We start from the raw sequence: 23,816 nt of genomic DNA on the forward strand, positions 1-23,816 counted from the left end.
CATGCCTGCGAGGGAGCCCGATGGCACAGTCGAAAACCAGAGCTTCAAGCGAGCGAGCAATCCGCGCGCTGCTTGATCGGCACGCCTGTCCGGTTCCCTTCCATGCGGTCCGGACACGGTTTCTGGGCAGCATTGCCTGCCTCGACCCTGATCTGAAACCGATGACGGTGGTCGCCAGTCTGTGGGGCGGAGAATTGCCTGAATTCGACAGCGTCGACGATGTCAACGAATTGCTCGGCGCGTTGATCATGGGTTTGTGGAACGAACTCGCCCGTCATCAGAATCCAAGGGCGCCGTTTCGCGCCATTTGGGTGCCGCTGGAGCCGACCAGCGCCAATCTTGGCAACTTCGGCATGATCCGCGCCCAAGAGGTCGAAGGGTTCGTTGAAGCCTTTTTCAATGGCGAGAACGAAACCAGCCTTCCCAAGCGCGCTCATGTGGCGGTCACCAACCTTGGTGAAATCAGAGCCATAATGCTCGGTATCGCTAATCTGATCGAACGCACAAAGGGCGAACCTGAGGATCGCGAAGAGATCAAGCAGACCATCAAGAACCTGCGCGACTTGACCGGCATTATGGAGACTGAAATCCACGCCGCCGTTGTTTCGTGTGTGGGGGCTCGGGGGAAGGGGGGCGCGGGCTTTACCGCACCGCCGTCGACCCGCCATTGAACCCAGGTCGGGATATGGACGCCGAGCAACGCCTTCGCGAAAAGCTGCGCAAGATCGAAGCGCTGTTTGCGGGCGCTGCGACCCCTGGTGAAAAGGCGGCCGCTGGCGCCGCGGCCGATCGCATCCGGCGACAGTTTGCCGAGACGAGCAAGCGCGAAAAGGCGCAAGAGTTCAAATTCTCGATCCCGGATCCCTGGTCGCGGCAACTCTTTACGGCCCTGTGCCGCCGCTATGGGCTCAAGCCTTTCCGCTATTCGCGCATGCACCGCCAGACGGTGATGGTCCTGGCGCCGGCGAGCATCATAAAGGGTGTGCTTTGGCCCGAGTTCGAGGCGCTCAGCGACGCACTGTCGGCCCACCTTCTCGAGATCACCAACAGGATCATTCGCGAGGAGGTCTATGCCACGACCGAAGAGGCCGAAGAAATCGCCGAGCCCGGTTTGCTGCGATGAGCGTCACGACGAGAGCCGATCACGCAGCAGCGACCACCGCCGTGGCTGGCGGCGCTTGACCGCGATCGCCAGCGCCTTTGTGGGTCCAACGATGACCAGCAGCTTTCGCGCCCGGGTAACGGCGGTGTAGATCAATTCGCGGCCGAGCATGGTGTAGGCCTGCATGGTCAATGGCAGCACTACCACCGGGTACTCAGACCCTTGTGATTTGTGGATCGTCATCGCGTAGGCCAGCTGAAGCGCGTCGAGTTCGCCGAAATCGAATACCGTCTCGGTCTGGCCGAACCGGGCGGTCAATTCGCCCTCGCTATGGTCGACCCGGGTCACGATGCCGAGATCGCCGTTGTAAAGGTCGCGCTCGCGGTCGTTGATGATGTGCATGACCTTGTCGCCGGGGCCGTACCGGTGACCGAACTTCTCGATCGCCTGGTCTGTCGGCGGGTTCAGCCGCCCCTGCAGCAGCGCGTTCAGCGCCCGGGCGCCGGCACCGCCGCGTTGCATCGGGCTGAGCACCTGAATATCGCGTGCCGGGTCGAACCCGAACCGCCGCGGGATATGGCGCGACACGAGTTCGACGACCTTGTCGGCGACTTCGCCGGGATCGTCGGCGGGAACGTAGAAGAAATCGCCTTCGTCCCGGGCCGACAGGTCGGGCATCAACCCCTTGTTGATCCGGTGCGCGCTGACAATGATCCGGCTCGTTGCTGCCTGGCGGAAGACTTCGGTCAGCCGCACAACGGGAACGGCCCCGCTGGCGATCACGTCCTTCAGTACCTGCCCTGGGCCGACCGAGGGCAGCTGGTCGACGTCGCCGACGAGCAACAGCGCGCTTGCGGCCGGCAGGGCCTTGAGCATGGCGTTCATCAGCGGCACATCGACCATGCTGGTTTCGTCGACGACCAGCAGCTGGCAACCCAGCGGGTTGTCCTGATTGCGCTTGAACCCGCCCTCCTTGGGATCGGTCTCGAGCAGGCGATGGAGTGTCATGCCATCCATGCCGGTTGATTCCGACAGCCGCTTGGCAGCCCGCCCGGTTGGCGCCGCCAGGGCAATGTCGAGCTTGCGCGCTGCAAGCACCTTGAGCACCGCATTGACCAGCGTTGTCTTGCCGACGCCGGGGCCGCCGGTGATGACGCAGACCTTCGACGTCAACGCGAGGCGCATCGCCTGCGACTGGCTCGCCGATAATGTCACGCCGGTTTTTTGCTCGACCCATGGAATCGCTTTTGCCGCATCGATCGCCGCCCATGGCAGAGGTCCTTCGCGCAATCGCCGCAGCCGTTCGGCGATACCCTGTTCTGCGCGGAACAGCCCTGCAAGGAAGATCACCTCGCGCTCGTCAGTGATCCCGGCAATGACCTCACCGGCGGCAAGCTCGGCCGCCACCGCGAGTTCGATGAGCGGTGCCGGGACCTCGAGCAGCTCGGCGCCTGAGCGGATCAGATCATGCACCGGCAGACCGCAGTGGCCATCATCCATTGCCGTGGTCAGTGCATGGGCGACGCCGGCACGGACACGCCGTGGATCATCCTTGCCATAGCCAAGGCTGGCGGCGATGGCGTCGGCGGTCTTGAAGCCGATGCCGGTAATATCACGCGCCAGGCGATAGGGGTCCGCCATGATGATCGCGATCGCTTCCTCGCCATAGGTCTTGAAGATCCGCACTGCCCGCGCCGAACTGACGCCATGACTGTAAAGCCAGACGATGATCTCGCGGATGGCGCGCTGATCGGTCCAGCCACGAATGATTTTTGCCTCGCGTCCCGGACCGATGCCGGTAACCTCGCGCAGCCGCGCCGGCTCGCGCTCGATAATGTCAAACACGTCCTGGCCAAACGCTGTCACCAGCTTTTTTGCATAAACTGGTCCGATCCCCTTGATCATCCCGGAGCCAAGATACTTTTCGAGGCCCTCAAGCGTTGTCGGCACTGTTGTACGAATGGAGTCTGCCTTGAACTGCAAGCCGTGCTGACGGTCGTTGATCCAGACACCCATTGCTTCGACATGCTCGCCAGCGCCGATCGCAGCGGCATGGCCGACCATCGTCACGAGATCCCGCTGGCCGCGCACTTTGACCCGCAGCACACAGTAGCCGGTCTCGGCACTGTGAAAGGTGATGCGCTCGACAGCGCCAGAAAGCGGCTCGGCGCCGGGCCGCCGGGCTGGCTGCGATGAGGAGGCGACACCATTGGCCATCTTCGGACTATGGGTGTTAAGCCGGCCGCCTGCCAGTCCGGCGGCGAGATCATAAGGGTCGACTGATATCCGGACCGCCACCTGAAGCCGAAGCCGAAAGCAAACGCTTGGTTGTTCGGCTTTGCCTCAAATCTGTAGCAACACAGGCGAGAAGATTTTAACGCCCTTCTGGATAGCGACCAGCGAACAAGTCACCGAGCGCACGACGATAGAACAGGGTAACCCAGCGCTGCCGGCGATGTGCCGATCGATCATGCGCGAGATGGCAGCGTTGGCAAAGCGCCGCGAGATTGTGCGGAGCGTTGTTCCCGGGGTTCTGATCCAGATGGGCGGTGGCCAGCACCACATATGACCTTGGCAATGGCGGCGGCGTGAAGCCTGAAAACGCTGGTTGCAGCGCGACCAGGTGGGCAAGGGAGGGCAATGTCCGCGTCCGCCGCCCGCGATGATCCCGCCATCCTTGCAGTTCTTCATTCCACCAAACACCATCCGGGCCGACGATGACCCATTGAAGATGCGGTCGCCCGCATTGCTCGCAGCGACCGCCAGCGCGGTCGAAGCGGATGACTTGCGACAGTTCGCGCCAGTCGATGGGGTAGAACCAACGCTGGCTTGGGCGGATCGGCATGACGATTCTATGAGTCATCTTGCTGGAGAACAAAAGAGGTAAATTGTGCGAAATTCAGTTTCCGGGACATTCCCAATTCAGCGCAAAGGCCGTTGTGCCCCGGCGACCGGCGTTCGAGGGGGCTTAGTGACCGAAGCGATGAAAACTTTGTCTCGCAAAGCCTGACGCGAACGCCCCCGTATCACTTGATTTACAGGAATGATCGCGCCAATATGCACCAATAGTATGATTTCCGAGTTATTTTGGAAGGGCAAGCAGTGGGCACGGTACGCAAAACTATCACGCTGACCGATCAGCAGGATGCCTGGATTGCCGATCAGATCGCTGGTGGCAGCTACACCAACGACAGCGAAGCCATTCGTGACCTGATCCGCCGCGCCCAGGAGCGTGACGTCGCAATGCAGGACCTTCGCCAGGCCTTGATTGCAGGCGAAGACAGCGGCGAGCCTGAGCCTTTTGATTTTGATGCCTTCAGAAAGCGCAAGATTGCCCAGCATGGCTGAATTCCGGCTTAGTCCGGCGGCCAAGCTGGACCTGAACAAGATATTTGATCGGAGTGTCGCGGCATGGGGATTAACGAAGGCGCTTGAGTATGACGAAGCCCTCGAGAAAACACTTTTTATGTTGGCGCGAGCGCCGCAACGAGCGCAGCAATGCGACAGGATACGGATCGGCTACCGCCGCCAAAGCGTTGGCAGCCACGTAATTTATCTGAAGCCGACGGACTATGGAATCGCGGTCATCCGCATTCTACACCAGCGCATGGACGCTGCGCGCCATCTCTGAGAGTCTGACTCATAAGGTCGCTAATTTGGATTAACCTCTTGCGATTCTGCGTGTTATGAACTGGACGGAGGCGAGGAACAGCCACGCGGTGGCGCTTTCGATCTTTTGCTCGAAGTCTTTGGCGAGACGCCGATTACGGTTCAGCCAGGCGAAGGTTCTTTCCACCACCCATCGGCGTGGCAGCAGTTCGAAGCCCTTGGCGGTATCGGATCGCTTGATGATCTCAAGCGTCCAGGTTCCGATCCTGGCCAGGGCATTCCTGAGCTTGTCGCCGGCATAGCCGCCATCGGCAAACACGTGCCGGAGCCAGGGGAACCGCTGGATGATGGCGGCCAGCACCAGCGGCGCGCCATCGCGGTCTTGAATATCGGCGGCGTGAACCACGGCGTGAACGAGATAGCCGCAGGTATCGGTGAGGATATGACGTTTGCGGCCCTTGATCTTCTTGCCGGCGTCGTAACCCCGAACACCGCCGCTTTCCGTGATTTTCACACTCTGGCTGTCGATGACCCCGGCGCTGGGCGCGGCCTCGCGACCCTCGGCAACGCGCAGATCCATCAGCAGATAATGGTTGATCCTCTGCCAGACACCACTGTCGCGCCATGCGTAGAAGTAGCGCTGTACCGTCGTCATCGGCGGAAACCCGGATGGCAGCATCCGCCACGGGAGACCGCCTCGAAGCATATACAGCATCGCCTCCACAAGTCGCCGTGTCGGCCATTTGCGTGGCCGACCACCCGGCAAGGCCAGCGGCAGAAACGGCTCGAGCACAGCCCATTCCGCATCCGTCAAATCGCTTGGCAAAGCCAACCCCTTGCGCGCATGAATGGCGCGGGTGGTATCGGTCCACATCATTGATCTCCAGAAAGTTCTTCGCAAAACCTCCTGAATCAACGATGCGTCAGCACGTCAAGCGCAACAGACTGATATCACTCAACTTACTTTTGGGTCAGCCTCTGACGTAAGAACCATCAAGTTAAGCACCGTGACCTGGCGGTGCCCGCAGACCCGATCATCGCTGCTGGTTTCCTTTGCGAGAGAAACATACTTCTCAACCAGAGCCGGTCCAGCCATAGCAACGTCTGTTATGACAGTTCTACTATAACTCATTGATATTATGTAGTGTAATTGACGGTGTCGAAACTTTCGAATGATGACACAAAACGGGAATGTACCCATCCATAGCCATCGCCGAATTCGGCAGCACGGTCACACTGGTTTGCGGCAATCCATCCCTGCTGCTGAAGGCATGTCACCCAAGCAGAAAATCGATATCCGCCTCGGTCAGCTTGGCCGGCGTAGCATCATCGCCTTCCCAGAGCATCGCGGCCAATGCACGCTTTTTGTCCTGAAGGCCGAGGATCTTCTCCTCGATCGTGTCACGCGCGATGAGTCTGTGGACAAAGACAGGCTTTGACTGACCGATGCGATGGGCGCGGTCGATCGCTTGCGCTTCCACCGCCGGGTTCCACCATGGATCGTAGAGGATCACGGTGTCGGCCGCGGTCAGGTTCAGCCCGGTGCCACCGGCCTTCAGGCTGACGAGAATGAGCGGAACCTCGCCGGCTTGAAACCGGCGGACCGGGGTTTCGCGGTCCTGGGTGCTGCCTCGAATTTCAACATGCGCAATCTGCAACGCGTCGAGTTCGGGCTTGATCAGGTCGAGCATCGAGGTGAACTGGCTGAACAGCAGAATCCGGCGTCCCTCGCGAAGCAATTCCGGCAGCATTTCGAGAAGCCGGGCGAGCTTTGCCGAGCCAGCGCCTTTGCCACTCAACTGCGGCACGAGCCGCGGATCGCAGCAGAGCTGGCGCAGCTTCAGCAACGCATCGAGGAAGACGATTTGCGATCTGAGCAGGCCAACGCGAGCGATCTCGTCGCGGACCCGCTTCTGCATCAGCAGCCGCAAACTCTCATAGCTGGCCAACTGGTTCTTCTCGAGATCGATCCATTCCGGAATCTCGGTCTTTTCCGGCAGATCGCGGGCCACCTCGTCCTTGGTGCGGCGGAGCATGAAGGGCTTGAGGCGCCGGCGCAGCAGCGCCTTGGCTGCGAGGTCATTGTCGCGTGTGATCGGTTTGTCGATGATGCGCTTGAACTGGTCGAGCGGGCCGAGCAGATTGGGTGTCACGAGGTCCGTCAGGCTCCAGATGTCGGTCAACTGATTTTCGACAGGCGTTCCCGACAGCGCAATCACCTGCGCGGCTTTCAGCGTCTTGGCGGCCTTGAAGCCTGCGGTCTTGGGGTTTTTCAACACCTGGGCTTCATCGAAAAGGATCAAGCCGAAGTTTTGCGCGGCGAACAGCTTCTGGTCGCGGAGCAGCAGGGGGTAACTCGACAGGATGATGTCGGCCGCGGCGAGGCTATCGTTCTGGCTTTGCCTGTCGTTACCATGCCAGAGCACAACGCGAAGTTCTGACGTAAACTGGGCGATCTCGGCTTGCCAGTTGGGCAGCACCGAGGTCGGACAGATAATCAGCGCGGGCGCGCCGAGATTGCCGGCAGCTTTGAGCGTAGCGATATGCGCCAGGGCCTGCACGGTTTTGCCCAGCCCCATATCGTCCGCAAGCATGCCGCCGAACCCGGCGCTGTGAAGGGCCTGCAACCAGTCCAGCCCTTGCTGTTGATAAGGCCGCAGTACCGCCTTGAAGCTGACTGGAGTGACGGTTGTTTCCATCTCGATACGGGTGAGCGCGCGAGCAAGCAGCCGAAGTGCATCGCCGCCGCGCCAGCCAATATGGCCGGTGCTGGCGTTCTCCAGATCGGCCAGCACTGCAATGTCGCTGCTCGGAAGACGCAGGCGCCCGGAGGCTTCGCGTTCATGCAGCGCCATGTCGAGCAGCGTCGCCAGCACCGGCTTGATCTGCTCGGTCGACAGTTGCGCGAGCTTGCCGGGACCAATCGCGACGGTGATGGTGTCGCCCGCCTGCTCAAGCAGCGCTGGTCCGTAGAGCGCCAGCAACTGGCGCAGCATGGGAAGGATATCGAAAACCTTGCCATCGATGCGAGCCCCAAGACTAATGTCGAACCAGTCTGTGCCAGAAGGGGCGACATCGAACTGCATGTCGTCGCCACCCACGTCGATGAGGGTCAGTTGCCATTTCGGGCCATATTCGATCCGCCAACCCTCGGTGCGCAACGGCGGGAGTGCGGTCTGCATGAACGCGGCAAAGTCCGTTGCCTCTGCAAGCGGGTGCGGTGCAAAATCCCAGCGCTGGGCGTGCCTGGTCTTGATCTCGTCGAACGCTTCCACTGGCATGAGCCCATGCGAAAACAACCGATCGAGCGCCTGCGCTTCCGCCGCTAGGTCGCGGCTAAAGCGAACAAAGCCGGCTTCCCCGTTGCTGGTAATATCGGCGCCATTTGTCGATGACGTGACGCGGGTGCCGGCATAATCGAAGCTCAGCCGCGTGATGGCCATGTCGGCTTTATAGGTAGACGATGAGTAATAGCCCCGGCGGCGAGGCGAGATGGCATCGACTTTTTCCTGGACAAATGTCAGCACCGGCGCTGGGGCAATGCGGCCGAGGTTCTGCAAATTGTCCAATTCGGGCGCCGGCACCGCAGCGCCGACAATGCCGGGCCATTGGGTTGCCAATTGCGCAACTGCCTCCGGCGGAACTGGCGGCATCAGCAACAGGCGCTGGGCAAGCGTGGCTTCGGCATCGCATTGCACCCGGTGCATCAAGCCGGTCTCTTCATCGACGACGATCGGCGGCGCTGTCGCGAGCAGGATCTGGCTTTGAGCAAGGCCATACAACGCAAGCCGCTGCTCTCCGCCGGCGAGTGTTACCCAGCGCCATTGTGCCGCTTGATCGTCGCCCCAGTGCAGCACCGGCCCGTCGGCCTTGCGCCAGCGCGCCCGGCCAGTGGCGATGACCTTCTCGATCCAGTCGCCACCGGCCGCACCTTTTGGTGTGCCGTGGTTGTCGAGATCGCCGCCATAGTTGCTCATGCGGCGGACCAGCCATTGGTCTACCGGTCCAAGCGAGAGACCTCCGTCACGTAGCGCATAGGAACTGGGCTGGAGACATTTTGGCTGGCTGCGACCAAACTGGCCGCCAGCGTCCTGCCCCCACAGCCAAACGCTCACCACCAGACGCTGCGCCAGTGGTTCGCCAGCTGCGGGGAGAGCTTTGCCCTTCTTGCTCTTTCCATCATGCAGCGCGCGCGGCGCAAAAACATAGACCAGATCGAAAACACTGCGCTTTGCAGCCTGGACTTCGCTTTGCGCCTCTGCGAGCCATTGTAGCAGCGGCTGTGGTAGCGGCACCGGGCGGACAGACACTTGAGGCGCGACGCGCGCAAGATGCTGTGACGCCCCCGGCGCAGTGGACTGTTGAGCTTGCGCCGCAAACAACACGGCCGCCCCATGTTTGCAATCGAACCCGACCGGACAGGAGCAGTCGATAAGGGCCTCCATAGGACCCCCAACGTTATCGGGAAATAAAATGGTCACTTCATAGGGCTTGGCCACACCGCCCCTGACCTCGGCGGATATCAATGCCAGGCCCATATCGATGTCCAGCGCGCCCACCCGGCCTTGCAGCCAATAGGCGTGTCCGGCGCTCACCATGTTGGTCGTTTGAATAGCATCCGCTATCAGCGCGTTGGTGATCGGCGGTATCATTGCATCAACATGCCCGATGCCGCGCGTTGCGATCAAGCGCAGGCATCGCCGATACAGCGCCCCACCAGGCCATGAAGGTTAGTATCCGGTCTAATCCGGTCTCTATTCGGGTGGACATTCCGGTCTAATCCGGTATGAAGTCCGGTATGCTCAACGCAGGCACCATTCATATCACGCCGGAATTGCTGGCGCTGCTCTCGGAACTCGATGAGTTCAAGGGCGCCTGGCGCTTGCTGGGTACCCTCGCACCAGAGCGTTTGAACGCCCTGCGACGCGTGGCAACGATTGAAAGCATCGGATCATCAACCCGAATAGAGGGTAGCAAGCTCAGCGACCGCGAGGTCGAGCAACTGCTCGCCAAGCTGGAGATCAAATCGTTCGACAGCCGCGACGAGCAGGAAGTCGCTGGCTATGCCAACGTCATGGAAACGGTGTTTCATGCCTGGGAAGACATCCCCATCAACGAAAACCACATCCGTCAGTTGCACCGCGATCTGCTGCGCCACAGCAACAAGGATGAGCGGCACCGTGGCGAATACAAAAAGGTGCGAAACGACGTTGGCGCCTTTGACTCATCCGGCAGGATGATCGGCGTCGTATTCGAAACGGCTTCCCCGTTCGATACGCCACGCCGAATGGCGGAACTCGTCGCCTGGTTCACACAGGAACGCGATCTCAGGCGACTGCATCCATTGATCATTATTGCGCTTTTCGTTGTCACCTTTCTGGAAATACACCCTTTTCAGGATGGCAACGGTCGCTTGAGCCGTGTCCTGACGACCCTGCTTTTGCTGCAGGCCGGCTACGCCTATGTGCCCTACAGCTCGCTCGAAAGCGTCATCGAGCGCAACAAGGAAGGCTATTATCTAGGCCTCCGCCAGACGCAGACTACCATAAACAGCGAAGCGCCCGACTGGCAGCCCTGGTTGCTGTTTTTCATGCGCGCCCTCCAGACGCAAAAGCGGCACCTGGCGGTGAAAGTCGAGCGCGAGAAGAACGCTCTGGCAAAGCTCCCCATGCTTGCGGTGCACATCCTCGACTACGCCAAGGAGCATGGCCGCGTGGCGACACGAGATATGGTACGCGAACACGGGGGCAGTCCCAATACGCTGAAGACAGTTTTCAGTGGTTTGGTGGCGAAGGGCATGATTGTTCGTCATGGCGGCGGACGCTCTACCTGGTATAGTCTTCCGTGATTTTTCTGTGAAATCGACGCGGCTAGGCTACTGATATTATTTAACATAAGATAAATTATCAAGATTCTATATTGGGTTTTGGTCCTCAACTAGGACTTTGATGCGACTGAAGCCCGTTACTGTGCGGAAATCCATTCGAGACGCATAATTTTCCAACCATCGGGCATCTTCGCCAATACGGCGTTTTCTTCGATCACCGTATCGGTCGGCTTGTCGCTGCGATTGCCAATCATGCGGATCTTGGACACGATCCGTACCTTTGATGGACCATCGTTGAGAACAGTGCGTTCGAGCAGCACCGTCTTGACGGATTTCTGGTACTCAATATCAGCGGCAAGATGCCCGCCGATATAATCGGCCCGGCTTTCCTCGACGCCATCTTCGACGACTGTAAGATCGGGTGCCAGGCGGGCGATTGCGAGTTTGCGGTTGCCGACCTCGAGGGCGTCGGAGAAGGCCTTGAGCGCGAATTCTGCTGGACCGATATTCGTGCGGACCATCGCTTTGGGGGTTGGCGCCATATGCATGCCGCCATGGTCCATCATGCTATGATCCATCGCCGGTTGGGCTGCCGCTTCGGTAATGGCGTGACCGGCATGAGGATCAACCGGCTGCGCCATTGATGGCGTGGTGCCCAGCAAAACCCAACCTGTCCAAACAGCTGCGCGCATCATTGTGAAATTTCCTGGTTGGCGGGAAGGTCGGCTGCTCCCTTCGGAGTCGGCGTCGCTTCCAGTCTGGCGATCATGCGCTTCATCTCGGCAATTTCGCGAACCTGCGCATTGATGATGCCATCGGCGAGCTTGCGGACCTCGGGGTCCTTTATGTGGGCGCGCTTGCTGGTCATGATCGCAATCGAATGATGCGGAATCATCGCCTTCATCCAGGAAACGTCATCGACTGTTTCCTGGCTGCGCACCAGCCAGAGCGCGCCCGCGAACACGATCACGCTGCCGGCAATAATGAGCAGATTGGTGCGCTTGTTCGCATACATCGACCACATGAAGCCCAGCATGATGACCGCCATCACCGCGCCCATATAGACCGCCATCCAGGTGCGGGTCTGGCTGTAGAAGACGTGGTCGAGCGCATAGCTATTGAGGTACATCAGCCCGAACATGACAACCGTAGATGTCACGATCATCGCGGCGAACCGGCCATAGCCCATTTTCATCTTGTCGCTCTGTTCCTGCATTGCCCGTCTCCCGTGTCATCCAATCTGGACAGTTGTCAGCTCTGCGCCGTGGAGCGTCAGATGCTGCGGCGCACCGGCGCGCCGAAATTCGGGTCGGTGCTGACCCGGCGTGCGACGGTCCCTTTTGGAAACTGGTAGAAGCCCGGATCCCGGTAATCGCCGCGCGCCAGATCATCGCGCACCTTTACGGTGGTGAACATGCCTCCCATCTCGATATTACCGAACTGGCCGTTTCCGACCATCATCGCCATGGTGTTGGGGGGGCCGGGGTGGCCACCATCGGTGTGCTCCTGGTGCTCAGCCATGCCGTTTCGGCCCATCTTCATGTATCCCGGCAGCATCGCCTTTACCTTGGCTTCGAGATCATCCTGATCGACGCCAGTGGGGTTGGGCACGCCGTGGCCCATGGCGTTCATCGTGTGGTGCGCCATGTGACAGTGGAAGGCCCAGTCGCCGGGGACGGCGGTGAATTCGATATCGCGCATCTGGCCGACGCCGACGATGCTGGTGACATCGCGCCGCCACTGCGATTGCGGCCAGCGACCGCCGTCTGAGCCCGTCACGACATATTCGACGCCGTGGAGGTGGATGGGGTGGTTCCACATCGACAAATTGCCCATGCGGATGCGGACGCGATCACCGGTCCGCGCGACGATCGGGTCGATGGCGGGAAAGACCTTCGAATTAAACGTCCACAGGTCGAAATCCACCATCACCGAAGGGTCGGGCCGCCAGGTGCCGGGATGCAGCGCCCAATTGTGCAGGATGAACGCATAGTCGCGATCGATCGGCACCGCCTCCCCTCCGCGCGGATGGATGATGAACAGGCCCATCATACCGAACGCCATCTGGGTCATTTCATCGGCGTGCGGGTGGTACATATGGCTGCCGTGCTGGCGCAGCGTGAATTCATAAACGAAGGTCTCGCCCGGCTTGATGTGCGGCTGATTGAGGCCGCCGACGCCATCCATGCCCGATGGCAGGATGAGGCCGTGCCAGTGGACGGTGGTGTGTTCCTGCAGCCTGTTGGTGACATAGATGCGCACCCGGTCGCCCTCCACCGCCTCGATGGTTGGGCCGGGGGTGGAGCCGTTATAGCCCCAGCAGGTTGCCTTTGAGCCGGGGCCGAATTCGTGGACGATCTCCTCTGCCACCAGATGGAACTCCTTGGCGCCGTCGACCATTTTCCACGGCAGGGTCCACCCATTAAGAGTCCGAACCGGCGTGTAGCGCGGATCGCGCGGACCGGTTGGCGTTGGTGCCGGCGGGCGCGTAGCCGGCATCTGCATCGCGGAATGGTCCATCGTCGAATGGTCCATCCCGGCCATGTCATGTGTCTGCCCCGCGGCGCGATCGGCGACGACAAGGGCGGCAGCGGCAGCGCCGGTGCGGAGCAGCAGGCTGCGACGATCGACGATCATGATGGGCTTCCTGGATGTCGGTGAGCGGGCGGCGGCGGCTCGGGCGATGCTGCCGGCGCGCCGTGCGCGGAATGATCCATGCCCGGCATGTCAGCCATGGGTTGGGGCGCTACCCCTGCCCCACCGCCTGCCGCGCCGTGCCCGCTATGGTCCATAGCAATGCCGCGCGGTGTCAGGATTTCGCTGACGCTTGGCGTCTGGCCGGTGGCTTCCTGTTCGCTCGGCAGCCGCGCCCCGACGACGCGCATCAGGTCAAGGCGCGCCAGCCAATAGTCGCGGATCGCTTCCAGATAACCCTGATAGGCGTCATATTCCTGGGTTTTGGCCTGGATCAGTTCGAAAACGCCGATCAGCATGAAATTCTGCTCCTGCTGACTGCGTTCGACCACTGTCTCGCGCGCAGGGATCAGCGCGTCGCGGTGGGTCTTGACGATATCGCTGAGCACGCGCACCCGCTCTGCGCCGAGCCGCACGGCATTGTCGGTCTTCAGCTGCAGCGCCAGCAATTGCGCGCGGGCCTGGAGATAACGCGCTTCGGCGCGCTGAACCCGAGCGCCGCCCTGGTTGAAGATCGGGATTTCGATACTGCCGGTCGGCCCCTGGATGACCGAGCCGTCGGTTTCACGCTCGCGCTCGAAGCCGATCTGGGCATCGCCGATCAGTCTTGTCTTGCGCGTTATGCCGGCAGCGTCGCGAAGGATATCGACCTCGCGCGACTGCGCCAGGAGAGCGAGGTTGCCCTGGTTCGCCATGGTTTCGAGCAAGACAGGATCGTCCTCGGCGGCGACCGGCAACGGCAGCCGGTCGCTCGTCTGCCATTCGGCATCGGCGCCGGACAGGCCGATGGTCGTATTCAGGTGCAACCGCGCCATGCGTGCCGCCACCAGGGCGCGCGCGGCCCCGATCCGCGCTTGAGCAGCGGCAGCTTCCTCGCGCTTCAGCTGGAGTTCGCTGATGTTACCGGCAGCGTAGAAGCGCCGGGCTAGCTCGGCCGATGTTGACATGCCCGACGCAACCGCCGCCCGCATGTCGGCGACTTGCTGGGTGCCGACATAATCATACCAGGCCGATTCGACATCGAACCCGACGCCAAGAACAGAGGCCGCAATAGCCAGCTTGGCACGTTCAAAGTCGGACCGGGCCAACCGAGCACGGGCCGGGAGGACAAGAAGGTCAACCAGCGGCATCGCCAGCCCCAGCGTCAGCTGACTACCGGGACCCCCCAACGCATTGAGGTTCCCGATTGTGAAGCGTGGATTGGCGACCTGAACAGCTTCCATGATATCGGCGCGCGCCAGGCCGAGCCGGGCATATTCCTCTTGCAGCCGCGGGCTGCGCAGCATGGCGACCCGAACGGCGCGCTCGGCCGTCATCGGCTCACCGAGCCATTTCGTAACCAGCGCTTCATCGGCGCCGCTGCCGTTCTGCTCCCACCCCAGTTGCGGCGCGCCGCGCGCGGCCAGTAGCCGGTTGATTTGCGGCGGATCGAGCCCGGGCTGCACTGTTGCACAGCCCGAAAGCAACACGGCAATCGACACGAGGCTGACGACCAAGCCCTTTTGCTTCACCATTTGCCGATCAACACTGTTGCTGCATTCCCTGATGTGCGGCTGCGCCACCGTCATGGGTTATACGCATGTCAGGATAGCGGCCCTCAAGTGTCGCCCAAAATCACCGTCAGCCGCGCCCGGGCGCGACGTATCCGCGTCTCGACGGCTTTTTCACTGATCCCCAGCACAGAAGCGGCATCCGCTTGGGACAAGCCATCGACGGTGCAGAGAATGAGCGGCTCCTTCAGCTGGGCCGGCAATTGCGGAAGCGCTCGCGCCACCGCCGCCATACGTTGTCGATCGCTGACGGTTATGTCGGCCGCGATGCTTTCATCCGGGATTTCCAGCACATCACCGCCGAGTGGCGCCGCGAAAGTGAAGAACGCACGCACCGCGCGGCGCCGCCCCCAATCGCGCGATTTGTTGATGGCAATCCTTGCCAGCCAGGTGCCGAATGGCCGCGCGGGGTCATAGGTGCTCAGCGCAAGCCAGGCTGCAACAAAGCTTTCCTGAACAAGATCGATCGCGTCATTGTTTTGGCCGACATAGCTGCGAATAAGGCGGTAGATACGGGTCTCGTAACGCTGCATCAAAATGGCGAACGCCGCATTGGCCCGATCGAGTGCCAGCACCGCCAACTCGCCGTCGGAACACAATTCAAGGTCATGCCTTACCGCCACCTGGCGGTCGGAAGGTTTCACTTTCCTTCAGCGGTGAGTGCCCGCGTCACGGCGGCGTCGAACTTTGCCGCCTGGTCGGGGCGCATCAGCGCCCGCATCGAGAATATGTGAGCGAGCGTCGCCTTCTGTAGCTCGCCCATCACCTGATGCGATTTGTCGACCGCCGCCGTCACCTCTGGCCCCTCGCCGTGTTCCACGTCGATGGCATGGGCAAGTTCAGCATTGTTGGAACGTAGTTCGGCCTCTAGCGCGCGCTTTTTGACCCCGAAGCCGGACTCCAGAGCTTCGAGCCTGGCGCGCTGACCAGCATCGAGATCGAGATTATTATGCAGAAAATCATGCAGCTCGGCCGGCGGAGACTCTGGCGCAGGTAAAATTGTCCGCCCGACCCAGGCGCCGGCGAGCCCGGCGCAAAAAGCGATCAACGCGACCAGCAGCGCATGACGCAGCCTCGGCGTCATCCTTCAGTCGCCAGCAGTGTCGCCGGCGCAAACGCCGCCTTTGCGGAAAATACCGACAGTTCCAGCGGCACCTTTTCTGGCACCGGCGTGACACTGACACTGGCCAACCCAATGGTCATCGCCACCGCGGCGGCGCCCAAACCGACCCCAAACGATGGACGCGCTTCACGCGCACGCACCCTCACGTCGATCCGCGCCATCACGCCGCGTTGAAGATCGTCCGACGCCAGCGGCAGAGCCGACTGCCCGAGCATTTGCAACGCCCGATCGATACTGTCTGTCATCTCGTTCTCCCGCCTCGACACGCTAGATACGCACATCAAGCAAACGGCCCTCAAATCGCCGGCAGCTTTGCCCAAGTTTTGGGCGTCGGCCGCGTTTTTGAGGGCCAGGTGCGCTGGCTGCGTATCATCAATGATCACCAGCAGGAGACATTGTCATGCCGTTTCGTTCGCGCCCCCCTATCAAGCTCGCCACGTTCGCCTTTGCCCTCGGCACGCTGGCGCTTGCGACGGCAGTCGAGGCGCATCCTCGTCTTGTTGCATCGTCGCCGGCGGCAAATGGCACGATCGCCAGCACCAACGAGCTCAAACTGACATTCAGTGAAGCATTGGTCGCGCAATTCTCAGGAATGAATGTCCTGATGACCGATATGCCGGGCATGAAGATGACGTCACCGATGTCCGTTGGCGCGGTGACTTCGACAGTCGCCGCCGACGGCAAGACACTGGTCGGCACTTTGAAAACGCCGCTGCCTGCCGGCACCTACACGCTGGGCTGGCATGCCGTTACTGCCGACACCCACCGTGTCGAAGGCAGTTACAGCTTTACGGTTAAGTAGCGGTGGACGCCGCGCTCGGCATAATGGCGCGGTGGGCATTGGTCGCCGATCTCATGCTGCTGTTCGGCGTTCCAATGTTCGTGATCTATTCTGACGACAGCGTCGGTGCGAGGGTGTTCGCGCCCTTGCCCATCGTCGTCCTGTTCGCGGCTTCGGGCGGATTCCTGCTTTCCGCGCTGGGACTGGCGATTGCAGCGGCGACAATGAGTGGCGTGCCGCTGGCGCAGCTCGACGCTGCAACACTTGCGATGCTCGTCAACCAGACGGCCGTCGGAACAACATTTCTCGTGCGGATGAGCGTGCTCGTAGTTGCCGCCGCCTTGGCGCTGAGCCGCCGAGACGGCCGCAAACAACTAGCGGCCATCGCCCTATGCGGCGCAGTCGCGCTTGGGTCACTGGCCTGGTCGGGACATGGCGTTATGGATGACGGTCGCACTGGCATTGTCCACCTTGGTGCCGACATCGCGCATTTGCTCGCTGCCGGCGTCTGGGTAGGCGCGCTCGCATCGCTGCTGTGGTTGGTTGCCACTGGACAAAACGATGCCCCGGAATCGCATCGCGCGCTATCAGGGTTCGCATCGGTCGGCACTGCAAGTGTGGCAGTGGTCCTGATCACCGGGCTCGTAAATTCCTGGCTGCTTGTCGGCCCTTCGAACCTGCTTTCCCTCGGCAAATCACTCTATGGCCAACTGCTGTTGATCAAACTGTCGCTGTTCGCCGGCATGCTTGCCCTGGCGGCGCTCAACCGCTTTCACTTTACCCCTGCCCTCGACCTCGCAGTGACTGCCCCTGCCTCGCGGCACGCACTGCAGCGGCTTCGCCTTAGCCTGACGCTGGAGACACTTGCCGGAATCGCGATCCTGGGACTTGTCGCGTGGATTGGCAGCCTCGAGCCCCCGGTATCGATGCCATGAGCACCATTGACCCGTTTCAAACGTTAAACACGCGACGACACGGCCCCGGTTGCATTTCACACTCGGGGAAATAGCCAAGAAAGGCCACGAAAATGCACAAATATCTCACACTCGCGGCATTGCTCATCGCCGCACCGATCGCCGCCCAGACCCCGCCAACCGACAATGCTGGCATGCAGAGTATGAAGCATGACGGCATGGCCGGGATGAACCACGACACGATGCCGAAACCAGCGATGCCGACGTCCGCCACGGAGCATAGCAAGATGCAGATGATGGACCACGCGCAGATGGGTGGCATGGGCGAAATGATGAAAAATACGCCCGCCAACCCCTATGCCGAAGCTGGAATGGCGATGCACCACAAGATGATGGTTGTCGGTGCTGACGCCTCGGAAACCTGGGCCCGCCAGATGATCGAGCACCATCGCGGCGCGATCGCCATGTCGAAGATTGCAGTGACGAATGCCAAGGACAAGGAGGTCCGCACAATGGCGCAGAAAGACATCGCCATGCAGGAGAAGGATATCGCTAGCCTGCAATCGTGGCTGAAGCGTCATGGTGACAAGCCGCAATAGCGCGATGCCGCCATCGGCAGCGCTTTGAAAGGCACATAATTCGCAGGGTGATCAGCGTCGGCAGGACGATGCCTCATCATATGAAAAAGCAAACGAAAGCCGGCGCCGGGCTGAGCCTTTGGCGCGTATCGAAAGGAGACCTGACATGAAGACTTTTTTCGCAGCGTCACTTCTGGCGGCAACTTTGTTCATGGCACAACCGGCGTTGGCGCAGGGCATGGGACACACGTTTATCATGCGAGGGCAGGTCGTCGGGATGACCGATGGCAAGCCCGTCGTCTGCATCGGAAAGGCTGACGGCGCCAAGGTTGGCCAAGTGCTCGACACCTATAGAGTGACCTATACACCGGGGTCGTCGAAATCGACGATTTCCCCATATCGTCGCGAAAAAGTCGGACAGGTCACGATCAATGACCTGTTCGACGACCATTTCGCCCATGCCACTGTCACGAGCGGCGCGGCGGCGCTTCACGACATCGTCGAAACAAAATCGCAATAGTACCGAGTCTGAAGAGGTCGTTGCGGCTGCGCGCAATTTTTGCCGCAGCGGTTGACGGCAGTGCCTGCGCCGCAAGCCGCCACGATCACTTCGAAGGATCATATCCATGTCCATCTTGCCAGCTGAAGCCGCGTCAACCGCCATCGACCCGCAGCATGGGGACGCCGCTTTGTCCAAAACAGAACGCGACCCGGTTTGCGGCATGATGGTCGATCCGCACACCACGGCGCATCGCTCGGCGCATGACGGTCATCCTTACTATTTCTGCTCCGCCGGATGCCGCGCCAAGTTCATCGCGGACCCGGTGAAGTATATGACCCCTGCCGAGTTGCAGTCGCATGAGCCTGTCCCTGAAGGCACGATCTACACCTGCCCGATGCACCCACAGATCCGTCAGATCGGCCCCGGTGCATGCCCCATTTGCGGGATGGCGCTCGAGCCAGCGGTGATGACCGCCGAGACACCGCCGAACCCGGAACTCGCCGATTTTACCAGGCGTTTCTGGATCGGGCTTGCGCTGACCATTCCGGTGTTTGTGCTCGAAATGGGCGGGCATCTGTTCAACATCGACCATCTGGTCGCGCCGCAGGTTTCCAATTGGATCCAGCTTCTGCTGGCAACGCCGGTGGTGCTCTGGGCCGGTTGGCCGTTTTTCGAACGTGGGTGGCGGTCCATCGTCAACCGCAGCCTGAACATGTTCACGCTCGTTGCCATGGGCACAGGCGTGGCCTGGACGTACAGCGTTCTCGCCACCGTGGCGCCGCATCTGTTTCCGCCCGCTTTCCGAGCAATGAATGGCGCTGTCGCGGTCTATTTCGAAGCCGCAGCCGTCATTGTCGTCCTGGTCTTACTCGGCCAGTTGCTCGAGCTTCGGGCTCGGGAGGCGACCGGCGGCGCAATTCGCGCGCTGCTCGACCTGGCTCCCAAGACGGCGCGTCGGCTCAAGGCCGACGGCTCCGATGAGGAGGTCTCGCTCGGACTGGTGGTTGCCGGCGATCGTTTGCGTGTTCGACCCGGTGAGGCGGTGCCGGTCGACGGCACCGTCATGGAAGGTCGATCGACGATCGATGAGTCGATGGTCACCGGAGAATCGATGCCGGTTACCAAGGAGAGCGGCGATACTGTCATCGCCGGCACCATCAACCAGACCGGTGCCATCGCCATGCGTGCCGACAAGGTCGGCAGCGACACCATGCTGGCCCGCATCGTCCAGATGGTTGCCGACGCCCAACGCAGTCGCGCTCCGATCCAGCGCGTCGCCGACCAGGTGGCTGGTTGGTTTGTGCCCACAGTTATCGCTGTCGCTATACTGGCATTCATCGTCTGGGCGAGCTTTGGGCCAGAACCGCGCTTCACCTATGGCTTTGTCGCAGCGGTGACCGTCCTCATCATCGCCTGTCCTTGCGCGCTGGGTCTGGCCACGCCGATGTCGATCATGGTCGGGGTCGGGCGGGGTGCAGCAGCCGGCGTGCTGGTAAAAAATGCCGAAGCGCTGGAACGAATGGAAAAGGTTGACACGCTGCTCGTCGACAAGACGGGGACGCTGACCGAAGGCAAGCCCAAGGTCGTCGCCATCGAACCGTTTGCCGGCATCAGCGAGGCAGACCTGCTGCGCTTTGCGGCGGCAGTGGAGCGACCAAGCCAGCATCCCCTTGCCGCCGCCATTGTCGCGGAGGCCGGAGTCCGCGGCCTGGCAGTAGAGACGGCGACCGACTTCGATGCGCCGACCGGCAAAGGTGTCATCGGAACGCTCGATGGCCGGCATATCGCGATTGGCAACCCCGCCTATCTATCCGAACTCGGTGTCGATACCGCGGCACTGACCGAGGCTGCCGACCGCCACCGCCGCGAGGGCGCGACTGCCATACTGGTCGCGATCGACGGCAAGGCTGCGGGTGTCGTAGCCATCGCCGATCCGGTCAAGGAGTCTACGCCGAGCGCGCTTGCGGCCCTCAAGGCTGAAGGTATCCGGGTGATAATGGTGACCGGCGACAACCGCGTTACCGCCGAAGCCGTCGCACGCCGCCTCGGGCTGGACGAAATCGAAGCCGATGTCCTGCCCGATGCTAAAAATGCTGTCGTCGCGCGGCTTAAGGCGGAAGGGCGGATCGTCGCCATGGCCGGCGATGGCGTGAACGATGCGCCGGCACTGGCCGCAGCCGACGTAGGCATCGCCATGGGCACTGGCACCGATGTGGCCATCGAAAGCGCCGGGGTGACCCTGGTCAAGGGTGACCTGAATGGCATCGTCCGCGCGCGGCGCCTCAGCCATGCCACCATGCGCAATATCCGGCAGAACCTGTTCCTGGCTTTTGTCTATAACGCCATCGGCGTGCCCGTGGCTGCCGGTGTGCTGTATCCATGGTTTGGCCTGCTGCTATCGCCTGCGATCGCCGCCGCCGCTATGGCGCTTTCGTCGATTTCCGTCGTGGGCAATGCGCTTCGGCTGCGCACCGCCGAGCTATGACGAGGGTCGTCGACCACCCGGCGTTCAACATCGCAATCTTTGCGTTGTTGCTCAGCCTGCCCTGGGAGTTTGGCCAGATGTGGCTGTATGCCGGTGTCGGGCAGATGTCGCATCTACAAGGCATCGGCATCTGCTCCGCCGCAACCGTCGGGGATGCCATGATCATGCTGGCAGCGTTCGGCATCGTTGCGCTTGGCGCCCGCTCGCAGGATTGGGTTCGCGCGCCAACCAGGGCGCAGGTCGCGGGCTTTGTGTTGATCGGCCTTGCCGTCACCGTTGCGGTGGAAGTGTTTGCGACTCGGTCCAGCAGCATTTTTAGTTGGCGTTATGCGGCGACGATGCCGGTTACGCCCTTTCTCGGAGTCGGGTTTGCTCCGATTTTGATGTGGCTGATCGTGCCACTTCTCGTGCTCTGGTTTGTCCGCCGTCAAATCGGAGCATCTTGATGTTAGGGCCAATGGACTGGTCCCCGGCAGCTGGTCGGGCGTTGAAGAACATTGGCTCAAATTTTTCGGGAGGCTTCACAGATGACGACAACCTCTAACGACACACCAGAACCGAGCGGCCAAAATCGGCCGTTGTCCGCATGGGACTATGAAGGCGGCGCGGGACGCTGTGGCCCCAATGAGAGCACAGCCGGGCTAGCCGCGGCCGATATCCCGGAACTGTCGAACACAGAGTTGGTCCAACTTCGCGTTCGCGTCATTGCGCTTGAGAATCTGGTGACCGCATTGCTCAGCGGTGCGCCAGAGCGTCAGCACGAACTTGTCCGTGCAATGGCCGCGCAAATCTCGCCGCGCCCAGGAATGACACCGCATCCGCTGACGACCCAGGCGGCGTCGCACATGAACGAACTTGTCGATCGGGCAATCCATTATCGTGATGTGTTGCCCGAATGACGGCGCTCTGAAACATGGTGATGCGAGATTTACAGACCGTGCCAACGGACCCTTCGGCAGCCGATACGGCAGACCGTCTCAATCAGGGGTGCTTTTGCGTCACCCTCGATCGTCAGGCGCTAGCACAGACCCTCGACATCCAGGTCGGGATTGCTGGCTTCGCCGCGGCTCTGGCCGATTCTCATTCTTCGCTTTTCTCGAATGTTCCGGTTTTTGTTTCGCGGGCAATGATCGCAGCGATGGAAGACGTTGTTGCGGCCGTAGAAGCGGCAGCTCATCTCCCTGGATACCGCGCGGCCGCGATGGCCTGGGCGCCGGCAATTGCAATGGCGGATTTCGGCCCTGTCGGCGTCCTCATGGGCTATGATTTTCACATAACTGCGGATGGCCCGCGTCTTATCGAAGTCAACACAAACGCCGGCGGAGCCTTTCTCAATCATGCCCTCGCCGCCGCGCAGCGCGCGTGTTGCCGTGAGGTGCAGTCGCATATTCGAACCATCCTTCCGGCGGCAGACTTCAGCAACCAAGTCGCAGAAATGTTCACTGCCGAGTGGCGGCTGCAGCGCGGGGCCGGGCGACCCTCGACAATTGCCATCGTCGATGATGATCCGGACACGCAATTCATGCTGCCTGAGTTTAGGCTTGCCCGTGAGATTCTTGAAGCAAGCGGGATCAAAACCGTTATCGCCGACCCGGCCGCGCTGAGCTTTGACGGCTCGGTACTTTCTTACGACGGCTTGCCAATCGACCTCGTCTACAATCGATTGGTTGATTTTGCATTGGGCGACGCCCGCCACGCTTCCCTGCGTGCGGCCTATGAAAGCGGCAAAGTCGTCCTTTCGCCGAACCCGCATAATCATGCGCTTCTGGCGGACAAGCGCAATCTGACGCTGCTGTCTGACCCTGCAGCCCTCGATCAGTGGGGACTGGACGCAAGGCACGGCAAAGTCCTGGCTGCTGCCGTTCCCGCAACAATTGTGGTCGGGGCTGCCAATGCCGACGACCTATGGGCAGACCGTCGGAACCGCTTTTTTAAACCTGCTGGCGGGCATGGTAGCAAGGCTGCCTATCGCGGCGAGAAGCTGACCCGCAAGGTTTGGGCCGAAATCCTCGGCTGCGACTATGTCGCGCAAGCCTATGCGCCGCCAAGCCAAAGGGTAGTTGTTCTCGATGGTGTGCCATCTGAGTTCAAACTCGATATCCGGCTCTATACTTACGCCGGCGCAACGCTGCTCGCCGCTGCCCGGCTATATCAAGGCCAAACCACAAATATGCGAACGCCGGGCGGCGGCTTTGCGCCGGTTATGGAAGTCGCGGGCAGCGAAACGCTCACCTGACACCCACCGCTGAAGATGCCATGGATTTCGATATAGCCAGTGTGGCATCGACGGCTCCTGCGAATACTGTTGGCCGCTGCACACCGGCCGCCCGATATTGCGCGCGGGTTTTTCTTGCTGTAGGTTCTTGTTGGTCCTCTCTCAGAGGCGACATTGAACTGAAGCTAGGAGCTGCGCCCCTGTCGGAAAACTACTGTTTTTCGTCAGCAGATCCTATGCATAATCTTCGTTATCAAGATTCCTGTGATGCTGCACTGAGGCGCTGCGTGCAGCTACCGGGCACGTGAACGCTCGACAATCCCGCGCCACTCGGCCTCGTGGCTCCCAGAATTGTTCTCCATCCCGGCCTTGGTGTCACGTTGACCTTAATTATGCGACTCCTCCACCATGGTTGACCACCGGAAAGCGTTGACGT

24 protein-coding genes are annotated in these 23,816 nt (G+C 61.0%); 13 read left to right on the forward strand and 11 right to left on the reverse strand.

What is annotated here, in order from left to right; translation table 11 throughout:
- Window positions 1–20: 20 nt before the first annotated feature.
- On the forward strand, window positions 21–671 hold the full coding sequence (locus FHS79_RS13850; protein ID WP_184201270.1) for a hypothetical protein: 651 nt from the start codon (window positions 21–23) through the stop codon (window positions 669–671).
- A 14-nt stretch (window positions 672–685) separates the two neighbouring features.
- On the forward strand, window positions 686–1,123 hold the full coding sequence (locus tag FHS79_RS13855; RefSeq protein WP_184201273.1) for a hypothetical protein: 438 nt from the start codon (window positions 686–688) through the stop codon (window positions 1,121–1,123).
- 3 nt (window positions 1,124–1,126) lie between these two features.
- Here FHS79_RS13855 and recD2 read toward each other — a convergent pair whose 3' ends face one another.
- Together recD2 and FHS79_RS13865 are read right to left on the reverse strand one after the other, a co-directional pair.
- Window positions 1,127–3,319 (reverse strand): SF1B family DNA helicase RecD2, encoded by a 2,193-nt coding sequence (gene recD2, locus FHS79_RS13860; RefSeq protein WP_184201276.1) that lies wholly within the window; start codon window positions 3,317–3,319, stop codon window positions 1,127–1,129.
- 157 nt (window positions 3,320–3,476) lie between these two features.
- Window positions 3,477–3,965, reverse strand: a complete 489-nt coding sequence (locus FHS79_RS13865; protein ID WP_243452894.1) for a hypothetical protein — start codon at window positions 3,963–3,965, stop codon at window positions 3,477–3,479.
- Between the two features lie 239 nt (window positions 3,966–4,204).
- On the opposite strand from FHS79_RS13865, the gene FHS79_RS13870 reads away from it, so the two are divergent.
- Together FHS79_RS13870 and FHS79_RS13875 are read left to right on the forward strand one after the other, a co-directional pair.
- Window positions 4,205–4,450, forward strand: coding sequence for a type II toxin-antitoxin system ParD family antitoxin (locus tag FHS79_RS13870; RefSeq protein WP_184201279.1), 246 nt, complete (start codon window positions 4,205–4,207; stop codon window positions 4,448–4,450).
- Entirely contained in the window at window positions 4,443–4,733 is a 291-nt protein-coding gene (locus FHS79_RS13875; RefSeq protein ID WP_184201282.1) for a type II toxin-antitoxin system RelE/ParE family toxin, read from the forward strand. The genes FHS79_RS13870 and FHS79_RS13875 overlap by 8 nt, the downstream gene beginning before the upstream one ends.
- Before the next feature lie 30 nt (window positions 4,734–4,763).
- On the opposite strand, the gene FHS79_RS13880 is transcribed toward FHS79_RS13875, so the two are convergent.
- Window positions 4,764–5,585, reverse strand: coding sequence for an IS5 family transposase (locus tag FHS79_RS13880; RefSeq protein ID WP_184201285.1), 822 nt, complete (start codon window positions 5,583–5,585; stop codon window positions 4,764–4,766).
- A gap of 400 nt (window positions 5,586–5,985) precedes the next feature.
- The gene (locus tag FHS79_RS13885; protein WP_184201288.1) at window positions 5,986–9,399 is read right to left on the reverse strand and encodes a DEAD/DEAH box helicase; all 3,414 of its coding nucleotides are present in this window, start codon (window positions 9,397–9,399) and stop codon (window positions 5,986–5,988) included.
- 110 nt (window positions 9,400–9,509) lie between these two features.
- Between FHS79_RS13885 and FHS79_RS13890 the strand changes: the two genes are divergently transcribed.
- On the forward strand, window positions 9,510–10,559 hold the full coding sequence (locus FHS79_RS13890; RefSeq protein ID WP_184201291.1) for a Fic family protein: 1,050 nt from the start codon (window positions 9,510–9,512) through the stop codon (window positions 10,557–10,559).
- A gap of 116 nt (window positions 10,560–10,675) precedes the next feature.
- On the opposite strand, the gene FHS79_RS13895 is transcribed toward FHS79_RS13890, so the two are convergent.
- The 7 genes from FHS79_RS13895 to FHS79_RS13925 all read right to left on the reverse strand — a co-directional run bounded on the left by FHS79_RS13895 (window position 10,676) and on the right by FHS79_RS13925 (window position 16,150).
- Window positions 10,676–11,233 carry a hypothetical protein gene (locus FHS79_RS13895; protein WP_184201294.1) on the reverse strand — a complete coding sequence of 186 codons (558 nt, stop codon included), beginning with the start codon at window positions 11,231–11,233 and terminating at the stop codon, window positions 10,676–10,678.
- Window positions 11,230–11,754, reverse strand: coding sequence for a DUF305 domain-containing protein (locus tag FHS79_RS13900; protein ID WP_207792361.1), 525 nt, complete (start codon window positions 11,752–11,754; stop codon window positions 11,230–11,232). Before FHS79_RS13900 ends, FHS79_RS13895 begins: the two co-directional genes overlap by 4 nt.
- 56 nt (window positions 11,755–11,810) lie before the next feature.
- The gene (locus tag FHS79_RS13905; RefSeq protein WP_207792362.1) at window positions 11,811–13,175 is read right to left on the reverse strand and encodes a multicopper oxidase family protein; all 1,365 of its coding nucleotides are present in this window, start codon (window positions 13,173–13,175) and stop codon (window positions 11,811–11,813) included.
- Window positions 13,172–14,746 (reverse strand): TolC family protein, encoded by a 1,575-nt coding sequence (locus FHS79_RS13910; protein WP_184201297.1) that lies wholly within the window; start codon window positions 14,744–14,746, stop codon window positions 13,172–13,174. The genes FHS79_RS13905 and FHS79_RS13910 overlap by 4 nt, the downstream gene beginning before the upstream one ends.
- Window positions 14,747–14,829: 83 nt before the next feature.
- A complete protein-coding gene (locus FHS79_RS13915) occupies window positions 14,830–15,426 on the reverse strand; it encodes an RNA polymerase sigma factor (protein WP_243453301.1) in 597 nt (198 codons plus the stop codon).
- The gene (locus tag FHS79_RS13920; protein WP_184201300.1) at window positions 15,423–15,866 is read right to left on the reverse strand and encodes a periplasmic heavy metal sensor; all 444 of its coding nucleotides are present in this window, start codon (window positions 15,864–15,866) and stop codon (window positions 15,423–15,425) included. Before FHS79_RS13920 ends, FHS79_RS13915 begins: the two co-directional genes overlap by 4 nt.
- Complete coding sequence (locus tag FHS79_RS13925; protein WP_184201303.1) at window positions 15,863–16,150, reverse strand: hypothetical protein; 288 nt, start codon at window positions 16,148–16,150, stop codon at window positions 15,863–15,865. The genes FHS79_RS13920 and FHS79_RS13925 overlap by 4 nt, the downstream gene beginning before the upstream one ends.
- 155 nt (window positions 16,151–16,305) lie before the next feature.
- Between FHS79_RS13925 and copC the strand changes: the two genes are divergently transcribed.
- The 8 genes from copC to FHS79_RS13965 all read left to right on the forward strand — a co-directional run bounded on the left by copC (window position 16,306) and on the right by FHS79_RS13965 (window position 23,401).
- Window positions 16,306–16,707, forward strand: a complete 402-nt coding sequence (gene copC, locus FHS79_RS13930) for a copper homeostasis periplasmic binding protein CopC (protein WP_184201306.1) — start codon at window positions 16,306–16,308, stop codon at window positions 16,705–16,707.
- Window positions 16,708–16,709: 2 nt separating this feature from the next.
- Window positions 16,710–17,621, forward strand: coding sequence for a copper homeostasis membrane protein CopD (gene copD, locus FHS79_RS13935; RefSeq protein WP_243453302.1), 912 nt, complete (start codon window positions 16,710–16,712; stop codon window positions 17,619–17,621).
- A 92-nt stretch (window positions 17,622–17,713) separates the two neighbouring features.
- Window positions 17,714–18,199: a DUF305 domain-containing protein gene (locus FHS79_RS13940; RefSeq protein ID WP_243452895.1), complete on the forward strand. Its 486-nt coding sequence runs from the start codon at window positions 17,714–17,716 to the stop codon at window positions 18,197–18,199.
- Between the two features lie 145 nt (window positions 18,200–18,344).
- Complete coding sequence (locus FHS79_RS13945) at window positions 18,345–18,698, forward strand: hypothetical protein (protein WP_184201309.1); 354 nt, start codon at window positions 18,345–18,347, stop codon at window positions 18,696–18,698.
- A gap of 106 nt (window positions 18,699–18,804) precedes the next feature.
- Window positions 18,805–21,165, forward strand: a complete 2,361-nt coding sequence (locus FHS79_RS13950) for a heavy metal translocating P-type ATPase (RefSeq protein ID WP_184201312.1) — start codon at window positions 18,805–18,807, stop codon at window positions 21,163–21,165.
- A complete protein-coding gene (locus FHS79_RS13955) occupies window positions 21,162–21,611 on the forward strand; it encodes a hypothetical protein (RefSeq protein ID WP_184201315.1) in 450 nt (149 codons plus the stop codon). Before FHS79_RS13950 ends, FHS79_RS13955 begins: the two co-directional genes overlap by 4 nt.
- 81 nt (window positions 21,612–21,692) lie before the next feature.
- Window positions 21,693–22,064 carry a hypothetical protein gene (locus FHS79_RS18960; RefSeq protein WP_184201318.1) on the forward strand — a complete coding sequence of 124 codons (372 nt, stop codon included), beginning with the start codon at window positions 21,693–21,695 and terminating at the stop codon, window positions 22,062–22,064.
- 14 nt (window positions 22,065–22,078) lie between these two features.
- Window positions 22,079–23,401, forward strand: coding sequence for a hypothetical protein (locus FHS79_RS13965; protein ID WP_243452896.1), 1,323 nt, complete (start codon window positions 22,079–22,081; stop codon window positions 23,399–23,401).
- Window positions 23,402–23,816: the final 415 nt, after the last annotated feature.

Source organism: Polymorphobacter multimanifer (assembly GCF_014205635.1).
GTDB lineage: Bacteria > Pseudomonadota > Alphaproteobacteria > Sphingomonadales > Sphingomonadaceae > Sandarakinorhabdus > Sandarakinorhabdus multimanifer.